Below are 12,759 nucleotides of genomic sequence, written 5' to 3' on the forward strand. Positions count from 1 at the left end.
ATAAAGTTTTCAGCATCCAAAAGCAAACTGCCCTCACACTAAAATTGATTTCTGTATTGCGTTGGCGTACAATGTTTGAACGCTTTAAACTTGCGGTTGAAATTGGCAATGTTGTTAAAACCACATTGCTCGGCAATAACGGCAATGGCCAATTCCGGGTTTTTAATAATGAGTTTACAGGCGTTTTCGATGCGTATTTCGATCAAAAATTGAAAAAAGGTCTTGTTCGTCCGTTTTTTAAAGTATCTACAAAATGCATTTTTGCTCATATTGGCCTTTTCTGCTATTTCGTCCAGCGTGATGGGTTCATGATAGCGTTCCATTACATAATCATAAACCTTGCTCATTCGCTTTCCCTCATCATCCGTAAAATTTTTACGATAAACAAAGGAAGAGAGCGGGGTGGTTTTGGATCTGTTGATTTGATTGATGATCATCAACAGCGATGCAATTTGCTCTACTTTGTTTTGATGGGACAGTGCATGGAACAAAGGGATTATATTTCTTTTCCTGGAATGAATCAACATCCCGAATTCTGATTTATCAAAGAAATTTTGGATAGATGATAAGTCCGTGAGCTGGAAAAAATCCTTTCCAAAGGAATCCTGGTCAAAAAATAGGGTGTGCATCAAAGATTCTTCTTTAATTCGAGCGTCACTTCGGAACACGTGGGGAATAAAACTTCCAATCACCAGAATATCTCCTGCCTTATACTCATTAATACTGTCTCCAACAATAAGGGAGCCAGCCCCTTTTTCCACATAGCTTATTTGAATCTCCCCATGCTGGTGCAATTGGTCATAAAATACCTGTTCCCGATCTATTTGATATACGAGAGCCTCATTTTTGGGTTTGGGTATTTTAAAGGGGAGTACCTTCATGTATGAGCCTAAATTATTTAAAAATAATAATTATATGGCTAAATTAAGGTAATATAGTATCATAATAGGCTAATAATTGTATAAAAGATAGTGCGGTGCTCTTCGTAATTTTAGATAGATACAATTTAACAAGATTATGATAAAATGGGAGGGCGTAATGCCTGCTGTAACAACTAAGTTTACAAATGACGATACATTGGACCTTGCCATGTTCGAAAAGAACATCAAGGCACAAATTGATGCCGGAGTACATGGTATAATCCTTGGAGGTACTTTGGGAGAGGCAAGTACCTTGGAACAAGATGAGAAAGAGACTTTGATAAAGAAGTCCTTGGAATTAACAGATGGTAAGATTCCGGTCATTATGAATGTGGCCGAACAGAGCACAAAGGGCGCTATTGGGGCGGCTCAACAGGCTGAAAAAGTTGGTGCTAATGGGTTAATGTTACTGCCGCCCATGCGTTATAAATCCACAGATTACGAAACCGTTGCCTATTTTAAAGCAGTGGCAAACAGTACAACACTTCCCATTATGCTTTACAATAACCCAGTTGATTATAAGATTGAGGTTACCTTGGACATGATGGAAGAATTACTTGAGTGTGATAACATTCAAGCCATAAAGGAATCTACTCGAGATATAACCAATGTGATTAGAATTCAAAATAAATTCGGTGACAGAATAAAAGTTTTTACGGGAGTGGATACGCTCGGATTGGAAAGCTTGGTCATTGGAGCAGTTGGTTGGGTCGCCGGGTTGGTTTGCGCTTATCCAGCGGAGACCGTTGCTATTTACGAGTTGGTAAAAGCAGGAAGAATAGACGAAGCCCTCAAGATTTATAGATGGTTTATGCCACTGTTGGAGTTGGATATCAGCCCACAATTGGTTCAAAATATTAAATTGGCAGAGGTTGCCACTGGAATCGGAACCGAAAATGTACGCGCTCCTCGATTGCCTTTGCAGGGTGCGGAACGGGAGAGGGTATTAAAGGTGATTGGGACTGCAATGAAGAATAGACCGGAGCTTCCGGAGTATAAAAACATAAATAGTGTAGTATGATTACAGGTAAAAACTGTATTGGTGGACGATTTAAGGCGGATGGGTCTGTAGAGTTCAGAACGATAAACCCAAAGGAGAACGTAGAGAACCCAATGGTGTTCCTAGAGGCCACAAAAGGTGAAATTGACGCAGCTGCTGAGCTTGCTTGGACAGCATTTAAAACATTCCGAAATATCCCGGGCAAACAAAGAGCAGATTTTTTGAATAGCATTGCCGATGAAATATTGGCTTTGGACAAGGAGCTCGTGGATATGTACATGTTAGAATCCGGATTGCCGGAAGGACGAGCTATCGGAGAACGGGGTAGAACCGTTTTTCAGTTGCGCTCCTTTGCCGAACTGGTTTCCAACGATGATTGGCGTGAAAACACGTTTGATGCAGCTCAACCGGATAGAAAACCAATGCCAAAGGATGATTTGAGAAAAACAATGATTCCGCTGGGCCCCGTGGCCGTTTTTGGCGCAAGTAATTTTCCTTTGGCCTATTCTACGGCTGGAGGAGATACCGCAAGTGCCTTGGCTGCAGGCTGTCCGGTGATTGTAAAGGGGCATCCGATGCACGCGGGCACAAATGAGTTGGTGGCTTCGGCCATTGTAAAGGCGGCCGAAAAAACAGGAATGCCAAAGGGCGTTTTTTCCAGTATTAACGGGAATGTACAGGCTGGAGTGGATTTAGTAAATCACCCAAAAGTTAAGGCTGTTGGTTTTACAGGCAGTATTGGTGGAGGAAGAGCTCTTTTTGATTTGGCTGCCAAACGAGATGAACCCATACCTGTTTTTGCTGAAATGGGAAGTATAAACCCGGTGATTATGACGGCAAATGCCATATCTAATCGAGGAAGGGAACTGGCAAAAACCTATGCAGGTTCCATTACTTTGGGTACAGGTCAATTTTGTACAAATCCAGGACTCTTGTTAACAGTGAAAACCGATGATACGGAGGGTTTTATTCAAGAATTGGCCAAAAAAACCATTGCCATTGCCCCGCAGACTATGCTCCACCCGAACATAAAGAAAGGATATCAGAAAAAAGGCGAGGATGTCATCTCGCAAGATGGCGTTGAGGTAGTTGGCGAATACAAAGGTGATTTGGAACCTAATGATGCAGCTTCAATTATTGCCAGCGTTTCAGGCGAAGCATTTTTGAAAAACCCGAAAATGCACCAAGAAGTTTTTGGACCCTTTTCAATGGTGGTTCAATGTAAGGGTGAAACGGAGCTCATTCAGATTATTGATGGTTTGGAGGGACAATTGACCGGAACACTAATCGCCGAAAAGGATGATGATTTAAATCTGGCGGAGATCGTGGAATCTCTTCAAAATAGAGTGGGAAGGATTATTTATAATGGAGTGCCTACAGGTGTGGAGGTATGCCCTTCCATGCAACATGGAGGACCTTACCCGGCATCTACGGATTCTAGATTTACGGCAGTGGGGATTCATTCCATAAAACGATGGGTGAGACCTATTAGTTATCAATCCTTTCCAATGGAATTATTGCCGGATCATTTAAAAAAATAGCGAGTGGCCAGAAAAACATTTTTTTGTGTGGACGCCCATACCTGTGGAAATCCAGTTAGGGTAGTTGCTGGTGGAGGACCTAATTTGGTTGGCGAGAACATGAGCGAAAAACGTCAGCACTTTTTAAAAGAGTATGATTGGATTCGACGGGGATTGATGTTCGAACCTCGTGGTCATGATATGATGAGCGGAAGCATTTTGCTGGCACCGCACGATCCAGAAAATGATTTTGCCATTCTTTTTATTGAAACCTCAGGTTGTTTGCCCATGTGTGGTCATGGAACCATTGGTACTATTACAGTGGCGATTGAAGAAGGACTTATTGTACCGAAAACTCCGGGAAAGATTCGGATGGAGGCTCCAGCTGGATTGGTTGAAATCGAATACCAATTAACCGGTAAAAAAGTGGATTGGGTAAAACTCATCAATGTGAAATCATATTTAGCTGAAGAAAACTTGACGGTGGAATGTCCGGAATTGGGAGAAATTACTTTTGATGTGGCCTATGGTGGAAATTATTACGCCATTGTAGATCCGCAAAAGAATTTTACTGGACTTCAAGATTATTCGGCAGGTCAAATTATTCAATATTCACAAGTGGTTCGGAAATTAATCAATGATAAATATCCAGAAATGTTCATCCATCCAGAAAACCCGACCATAAGGGATGTAAGCCATATGATGTGGACAGGTGAACCTTTGGATGATTCTTCGTCCGGGAGAAATGCCGTTTTTTATGGGAAGAAGGCCATAGACCGTTCCCCCTGTGGTACGGGGACCTCTGCGCGGATGGCCCAATTGCACGCAAAAGGAAGATTAAAGAAAAACGTGCCCTATGTGCACGAAAGTATTATCGGCAGCAAGTTCGTAGGGAAAGTGGAGAAGGAAACCATTTTGGGTGGAAAACAAGCCATTGTTCCCAGTATTCAAGGGTGGGCACAAATAACGGGATATAATAATATTATAATAGACGACGATGACCCCTATGCCCATGGGTTTCAGGTGCTGTAGCAGTCAAAAAAATAAGTATGGGATTGTAATTGATGCCGTACTCTTGAGATAATTAGTATGAAACCAATGAAAGTAATCTTTGCGGCACTATTTTTACTCCTTTGCTCCATAAACTTGGTCCAGGCACAAAGTGTGGAGGAAGAGGTGGTGAAAAAGGAAAAAACAGAAGAAGATCTTCCAAAGTTTTCCCCGAATACTCCACAATTGTACAATGAATATTTGGTTGATGTATCTGATATCGAGGTGGAGACCCATGCGGGCTTTTTGCCCAGATTGCCAAGGTATGTTGAAGGAAAGTATCGCAATGGGATCAAAGGACCAAAAGTAAGGGTGATTTGGCCTTCGCCAATAGATAATTCTAAAGCGTCAAAAGCTGGAAATTATGTAGTAACGGGTCAGGTTGCGGGTGCCAATTTTCAACCTAAAGCGAAAGTAACGGTAATATCAAATAGGAAATCGAACACTCCCAGCCTTAACCTTGATGTATTTGGTTTGGACCAAGTTTCGCTCGATAACGATGTAGATGGGGGGCAAACTAAATTCATCAAAAATAGAGACAAGTTTATAAATGCACTCGCCAAAACCAATCCTGATTCCTTTTTATACATGTTCCGAAATGCCTTTGGGCAAAAACAACCCGAGGGAACAAAACCATTGGGCGTGTGGGACAGTCAAGAAACAAAATTAAGAGGACATGCCACGGGCCATTATTTAACCGCCATTGCCCAAGCCTATGCCGGTGCTGCTTATAATGAGGCGTTGCAGACCAACTTTGCCAATAAAATGGACTATATGGTAGAAGTGCTGTATGAGCTTTCCCAAATGTCTGGACGTCCGGCAAATACCGGTGGTGAGCATGAAGCTGACCCGATAGCGGTTCCTTTTGGCCCGGGCAAATCAACCTATGATTCCGATTTGAGCGAGAACGGTATCCGCACCGATTATTGGAACTGGGGCGAAGGTTTTATAAGTGCCTACCCGCCGGACCAGTTTATTATGTTGGAAAAAGGAGCAACCTATGGTACGCAGCCTACTCAGATTTGGGCTCCTTATTACACTTTGCACAAGATTTTGGCCGGTTTAATGGATGTTTATGAGGTTAGTGGTCATGAAAAAGCCCTTGATATTGCCAAAGGTATGGGTGACTGGGTGTATGCTAGATTGAGCCAATTGCCCACGGATACACTAATCAATATGTGGAACACCTATATCGCAGGAGAATTTGGTGGTATGAATGAAGCCATGGCCCGTTTGGACAGAATTACAAACGAACCAAGATACCTTAAAGTGGCGCAATTGTTCGATAACATCAAAATGTTTTTTGGTGATGCCGAACATTCCCATGGATTGGCCAAGAATGTTGATACTTTTCGTGGATTGCATGCCAATCAGCATATTCCTCAAGTTATGGGTGCGCTTGAAATATATCGTGATTCGGAATTGCCAGAGTATTACCAAGTGGCCAATAATTTCTGGTACAAAGCAAAAAATGACTATATGTATAGCATTGGAGGTGTAGCAGGGGCAAGGAGTCCCACTAATGCGGAATGTTTTATTGGTCAACCGGCCACGTTGTACGAAAATGGATTTTCATCAGGAGGACAAAATGAGACCTGCGCCACATACAACATGCTAAAACTCACCAAAAACTTGTTCCTTTTTGATCAACGCACGGAATTGATGGATTATTACGAGCGTGGCTTGTATAACCATATTCTTGCTTCAGTAGCTGAGGATAGTCCTGCAAACACCTATCATGTACCATTGAGGCCAGGTTCTGTTAAGCGATTTGGAAATGCCGATATGCGCGGCTTTACCTGCTGCAATGGTACTGCTTTGGAGAGTAGCACCAAACTCCAAAACTCAATATATTTCAAAAGTCAAGATAATAGTGCACTCTATGTAAACCTTTTTGTGCCCTCAACGTTAAAATGGACCGAGAAGAACATTACTGTAGAGCAAAAAACTGCTTTTCCGAAAGCAGACAATACTCAATTGATGATTAAGGGAAAGGGGAAATTTGATTTGAACATTAGGGTGCCGCAATGGGCGACCAAAGGTTTTTTTGTGAGAGTGAACGGTAAGCCAGAAAAAGTGGAAGCTGTACCTGGCACCTATCTTACTTTAGGCCGTAAATGGAAAGATGGTGATGTGATTGATTTGGAAATGCCCCTCCAGTTCCATTTGGACCCCGTGATGGACCAACAGAATATCGCAAGCCTTTTTTATGGTCCTGTATTGTTAGTGGCACAGGAGTCCGAGATGCGAAACGGATGGCGCAAAGTAATCTTGGATGTTGAGGATATTGGGAAATCCATCCAAGGAGACCCCGAAAAATTACAATTTACTATTGATGGCGTGTTGTTTAAGCCATTCTATGAAATCTATGGCCGTCATTCAGTGTACCTGGATGTAAGCCTTGAGTAAAATAATAACTGTCAAACCAGAAAAACTCAAAACCATTCACTGCCTTTGGGTAGTTTTAAAAACAACTGAATATGAACAAAATAGCGTTGAAGAGAATTGGGATTATTATTATACTATTAGTAGGTGCCATGGCTACTGCCCAGACGAGCAAAATGGCTGATGTAATAGATGAATTTAGAGCAGATACCAGAGGGCTGCGACACATTTACATTATGGAGGAGTCGGAAGAATACTATCAGCGGTTTTCTACATTCTATGATAGTTGGATGAATAGATTGGACGCTATGGATTTTAATTCTCTTTCTCAGCAGGAGAAAGTGGATTATATCATGTTAAAGAATTCAGTTGCAAAGGGAGATTACTTTTTAAATCAGGATTTTGAAAAGTTTAAGGAGGTTTCGGACGTTGCCAATTTTGCAAAACCAATGTTGCCATTTATCCAGCAAAGGCGAAGAGGTAAAAAACCTGATGCTAAAATGTTGGCCCAAAGGATGCAGAATGCTTCAAAAATTCTTGACGAACAGATGGCAGCAAGAAAAGAGAAACCATTCAAGGATTGGCAAACGGCCGATAAAGCTTCATCTACTGTACTTTCATTTCAAAAGGGATTAAAGAACGCATATGAATTTTATTATAGTTATGATCCTGATTTTACTTGGTGGGTAGACCAACCGTACAAGGCTCTTGATAAAAAAATGACCGGATATGCCGAGTTTATAAAGGAGAATTATTCGCAGAACAGTATAAAGGATGATGGTAGTGGTATTGTTGGGAAACCTATAGGCAAGGAAGCTTTATTGGAAAGTTTGGCCATGGAATTTATTCCATATACTCCCGAGGACCTTATCAAAGTAGCTGAAGAGCAATTTGCATGGTGCAAAAGTGAAATGATCAAAGCTTCCCGTGAGTTGGGCTATGGTGATGATTGGAAAGCTGCACTGGAACATGTAAAGAATACCTACGTGCCTGCAGGCGAGCAACCGGAGGCCATTATGGATCTATATACCCAATCGGTCGATTTTATTGAGGAACGTGATTTGATTACTCTTCCCGAGCTGGCCAAGGAAACTTGGGGCATGGAAATGATGAGCGCCGAGCGACAAAAGGTCAGTCCTTTTTTCTTGGGAGGTAAGGACATCATTATATCTTATCCTACCCAAGAAATGGACCACGACGATAAAATGATGAGTATGCGAGGAAATAATCCCAATTTCTCTAGGGCGACGGTTCATCATGAGCTTTTGCCTGGTCACAATTTGCAATATTTTATGACTAGCAGGCACAAACCTTACCGAAATGCTTTTTATACTCCTTTTTGGACAGAGGGTTGGTCACTATACTGGGAAATTATTCTTTGGAACAAGGAATTTCCTCAAACCCCGGAGCAAAAATTAGGAATGTTATTTTGGAGAATACATCGGTGCGCTCGAATTATTTTCTCATTAAAGTTTCATTTGGGCGAAATGACACCACAAGAATGTATCGATTTATTGGTTGATGAAGTAGGACATGAGTATGCCAATGCCGAAGCCGAGGTCAGGAGGTCTTTTACTACGAATTATCCACCCCTGTACCAATTGGCCTATATGATGGGAGGGTTACAATTTTATGCGCTAAGGCATGAGATGTTAGACAAGGGATGGACAGAAAAACAGTTCCACGACAGAGTAATGCACGAGGGGCGAATGCCCATAGAAATGTTGCGCGCATTGTTACAAGATCTTCCCCTAAATAAAAACTATAAGACCAAGTGGAAATTTTCCACCGAGTTTAATTAAGGTAGTTTATAGAAAAACCTAAACCGAAGTAGAGGAAATTGAACAGCGGGTTTTATAATTTGAATATAAACCCGTCTTCCTCAACTTTTTTCTCATACTTCTCTTTGTCAAAAATGTAGAGATAGGCTCCTTTTCGGGAAACACTCATGTCTTTTTCATCAAGTTTGACAAGAACATCCAAAGAGTTGATTTTGTTGATGAAGTTTCGCTTATCTAACTTTTTGTCCAAAATAGATTCGTATAAGTTCTGAAGCTGCCTCATAGTAAACTTTTCAGGTAACAGTTCAAAACCAATGGGTTTGGTCAGCGCTCTTCTTCTTAATCGGGCTTTTGCCTTTCGCACCATTTCATTGTGGTCAAAAATCAAGTCAGGTGCATCTTTAATATCAAACCAGTGGGCCGAGTCTATTTGTATCCCATCAAAACGGTGGCTGTCCACATCGATTAGTGCATAATAAGCAACGGAGATAGTTCGCTGGCCAGGGTCCCTGTCAATTTTACTATAGGTATGGAGTTGTTCCAGATAAATATCGTTCAACCCGGTCAATGTTTCCAAAACACGTACGGCTGCTTCGTCCAAATCTTCATTTTTCTTAAGGAATCCACCAATAAGGGACCATTTGCCTTTTTCTGGTTCAAAATTTCTTTTGATCAATAAGATCTTGAGGTTTTCTTTGTCGAAGCCAAAGATGATACAGTCGACAGCCAGTAAAACCTGATCTTCCTTTTGATAATAATTTAGATGCATATTAGGGTTTTCTGACACCTTCAAGTCTTCTTCCAACATTTTAATAAGTATATAAAATCCTAAAACAAAAATATAAACAATTATCTAATAGAGCATCCCGGAGAAATATTTATAAGTGTTAAAAATACATTTTTTTAACGAAAAGTTTGCAAATCCAGTATTTGTTTTATTTCTTTATATGTGTAAAATGCACACTTAAAACAAAATAAACTAAACAAAATGCTGAAAAACAAACAATTACAGGCGGAGAGGCTGTGGTTTCCTAAAAAACCTTGGATGCTTTTTATGTTCTCTCTCTTCCTTGGGCTGCAAATAAATGCTCAAGATGTGAAAACTGTTTCTGGTACAGTATCCGATTCTGGTACTGGAACACCAATTCCCGGTGCCAATGTTATCGTTAAAGGAACCACGAATGGTACGGTTACTGATTTTGATGGTAACTACACTATCGAGGCATCTTCTAATGACATATTGGTATTTAGTTACGTAGGATTCAGATCTCAAGAAATTGAAGTGGGCGAACGCACCACAATCAACCTCGCCATGATTGAAGACGTATCCACACTAGATGAGGTTGTGGTGGTCGGATATGGTTCCCAAAGGAAGGAAGACCTTACAGGCGCGGTAAGTTTGGTGGATCCCGAAGAAATGACCAAACAAGCCACAAATGATGTTACCCAAATGATGCAAGGCCGTGTTGCCGGGGTATCTATTACTTCTGATGGTCAACCGGGTGCAGCGCCAAGCGTACGCATTAGAGGTGTGGCTACTTTTGGTATAGGAGCGAGCGCAGAGCCCTTATATGTAGTTGATGGTGTTCCCATTGATGGAATTAGAGATATTAACCCTAATGATATTGAGTCTGTTCAAGTACTGAAAGATGCATCTGCCGGTGCTATTTATGGTAACAGAGCAGGTAATGGGGTAATCATAATCACTACAAAATCCGGTAAAAGGTCTCAAAAGGTGAGCTTTAGTCTTTCATCATATTTTGGAATACAAAACATAACGCAGAAACTTCCACTTCTGGATAGAGTGGGTTATCAAACCATTAATAGAGAGTTGATAAATAACGGTGGAAATACAGTTCCAATACCTACAGGGAATGATCCCGACTCGTCCGATTTTATCGATGATATTGATACGGATTGGCAAGAAGAAGGTTATGTTACAGGTTTTATCCAAAATCATAACTTTAATGTAACCGGTGGTACTGAGAGCACCAAATATTTTATGTCCCTGGATTATTTGGACAATGAAGGTACGCTGGTAGGGCAAGGTCCAAATTATGAGCGTTATTCTTTTAGGGTTAATTCGGAAGCAGAATTTGGTAAATTCACAGTAGGTGAAAATCTCTTTTTTGTACGTTCGGACGAGAATCCCTTATTTGACACAGCTACTATCAACTTACCTGGTGGAAGACCGACATTGGTGAATGACTTGCTTCAAGCTGCACCAACTATTCCAGTAAAGGACCCAAATCGCTTAGGTGGATTTGGTGGTGCAAATTCTGTAATACATCAATCAATAACACTTAATGTACCTGGTATAAATACATTGATTGATAACCAATCAAAAGTAAACAGATTAAATGCTAACCTGTACTTAAGTTACGAGCCAATTGACGGGCTGGTTTTAAAATCCAGTGCATCATACAACACTACTAATATTGAGGGTCAACTATTTGTTCCAGAATATGATTTGGGTTACTTTTTCCCGAATCCTTTGGCCCAGTTGCGTGTAGTAAATACTAGTATTGACCGATTTTTAATTGAGAACACGGCCAATTATACCAAAGAGTTCGACAAGCATAATCTATCCGTATTAGTTGGACAAACGTACCAAAAAGATAATTTTAGAGCTATTACGACTGTGGGTGGAGGTTTAACAGAACCCTATATCTTAAACTTAGAAAATGCCACCGAATATAGTGTTTTCGATAACATCCAAGAATCGGCATTATATTCCTTTTTAGGACGTGTGAACTATTCCTTTAATGATAAATATTTTCTCACAGGAAACCTTAGATATGACGGTTCATCAAGGTTTAATCCTGATGTTCGGTACGAAGTTTTTCCATCCGTTTCCGCGGCTTGGAAAATACACAACGAATTTGATTTACCAGACTTTATAAGAAGCCTTAAATTAAGAGGTGGTTGGGGTGAAGTTGGTAACCAAGAAATCGGAAATTATCTTTACCAAAGAACCGTAAACAGGGGTATTCCTTACCAATTCTCTGGAGGGCCAACTGTTGTGGGTGCGGCTGTAACCCAGCTTATCGATGAAGATATCAAGTGGGAAACACGAAGAACGAGTAGTGTTGGTATTGATGCTGTCTTGTTCAATGGAGGACTGGATTTTACTGCGGAATATTATAGAAATACATCCGAGGACGTTCTAGTTAATATTCCCATTCCGTTGTCAAACACGGTAGGGGCATTTAACTCTGAAATATTATCCAATGCAGGCTCAATAAGAAATTCAGGTATAGAAGTATCCGCTGTCTACAGACAGCCTATTGGTGATGATTTCTCATTTGAAATTGCTCCGAATTTTTACACGGTAAATAACGAGATACTGGAAATTGGTGGTCAAGAATTCATTACCGGTACTGGAAGCAGAAATATTGTAGGCCGTTCATTAGGTGAGCATTATGGTTGGGTTTATGATGGTATATTCCAAACGGCCGAGGAAGTAAGCAATTCACCTTTTCAAGCACCGGGAACGGCTCCGGGAGATATTAAATTTGCAGATATAAGCGGTCCTGATGGAACTCCTGATGGTGTTGTTAATGATGACGACCGTACTTTCTTAGGGCAAGGATTGCCAACCTATTACTATGGTTTGAATATAACTGCTAAATATAAGAACATTGATTTCACTATTTTCGGACAGGGTAGTGGAGGAAACTTGATCAACAGTAATTTGTATCGTGGTTTAATGCCAACTACTGGATATACCAACTGGCATGAGGATATTTTAGATCGTTGGACACCTTCCAATACAAATACCGATGTACCACGTGTGGTTTTCGGAGATCCAAACAACAATCAGCGTGATTCCGATAGACCAGGATGGTTGCAGGATGGAGATTATTTTAGGATAAACACCATATCGTTGGGGTATTCATTACCTAACAACATTCTCGAGAAGATGCATATGTCCATGGCGAGATTTTATGTTACATTCCAAAATGTAGCTGTTTTTTCAAAATACAAAGGGTATAATCCAGATTTTCAGGCTGGAGTCTTGAACCCTGGTTTTGATTTTGGAACATATCCAAGACCGATGACTAGTATGTTAGGCCTTCAACTAAAATTTTAAAAGCTAAGAA

Annotated in this window: 8 protein-coding genes; 6 read left to right on the forward strand and 2 right to left on the reverse strand. The window is 40.8% G+C overall.

The window, feature by feature from the left end:
• Positions 1-38 precede the first annotated feature (38 nt).
• On the reverse strand, positions 39-881 hold the full coding sequence (locus tag D2V08_RS04200; RefSeq protein ID WP_119606832.1) for an AraC family transcriptional regulator: 843 nt from the start codon (positions 879-881) through the stop codon (positions 39-41).
• Between the two features lie 136 nt (positions 882-1,017).
• Between D2V08_RS04200 and D2V08_RS04205 the strand changes: the two genes are divergently transcribed.
• The 5 genes from D2V08_RS04205 (at position 1,018) to D2V08_RS04225 (ending at position 8,677) form a co-directional block, all read left to right on the forward strand.
• Entirely contained in the window at positions 1,018-1,941 is a 924-nt protein-coding gene (locus D2V08_RS04205) for a dihydrodipicolinate synthase family protein (protein WP_119606833.1), read from the forward strand.
• Positions 1,938-3,461 carry an aldehyde dehydrogenase (NADP(+)) gene (locus D2V08_RS04210; RefSeq protein WP_119606834.1) on the forward strand — a complete coding sequence of 508 codons (1,524 nt, stop codon included), beginning with the start codon at positions 1,938-1,940 and terminating at the stop codon, positions 3,459-3,461. The genes D2V08_RS04205 and D2V08_RS04210 overlap by 4 nt, the downstream gene beginning before the upstream one ends.
• Before the next feature lie 3 nt (positions 3,462-3,464).
• Positions 3,465-4,472, forward strand: coding sequence for a 4-hydroxyproline epimerase (locus D2V08_RS04215; protein WP_119606835.1), 1,008 nt, complete (start codon positions 3,465-3,467; stop codon positions 4,470-4,472).
• Positions 4,473-4,538: 66 nt separating this feature from the next.
• Positions 4,539-6,899, forward strand: coding sequence for a beta-L-arabinofuranosidase domain-containing protein (locus D2V08_RS04220; protein WP_245980491.1), 2,361 nt, complete (start codon positions 4,539-4,541; stop codon positions 6,897-6,899).
• 71 nt (positions 6,900-6,970) lie between these two features.
• Positions 6,971-8,677 carry a DUF885 family protein gene (locus D2V08_RS04225; protein WP_182835484.1) on the forward strand — a complete coding sequence of 569 codons (1,707 nt, stop codon included), beginning with the start codon at positions 6,971-6,973 and terminating at the stop codon, positions 8,675-8,677.
• A 52-nt stretch (positions 8,678-8,729) separates the two neighbouring features.
• On the opposite strand, the gene D2V08_RS04230 is transcribed toward D2V08_RS04225, so the two are convergent.
• Positions 8,730-9,464, reverse strand: coding sequence for an NUDIX hydrolase (locus D2V08_RS04230; protein WP_421801630.1), 735 nt, complete (start codon positions 9,462-9,464; stop codon positions 8,730-8,732).
• A 180-nt stretch (positions 9,465-9,644) separates the two neighbouring features.
• On the opposite strand from D2V08_RS04230, the gene D2V08_RS04235 reads away from it, so the two are divergent.
• On the forward strand, positions 9,645-12,749 hold the full coding sequence (locus D2V08_RS04235; protein ID WP_119606836.1) for a SusC/RagA family TonB-linked outer membrane protein: 3,105 nt from the start codon (positions 9,645-9,647) through the stop codon (positions 12,747-12,749).
• Positions 12,750-12,759 lie beyond the last annotated feature (10 nt).

Source organism: Flagellimonas lutimaris (assembly GCF_003581615.1).
GTDB classification, from domain to species: Bacteria; Bacteroidota; Bacteroidia; order Flavobacteriales; family Flavobacteriaceae; genus Flagellimonas; species Flagellimonas lutimaris.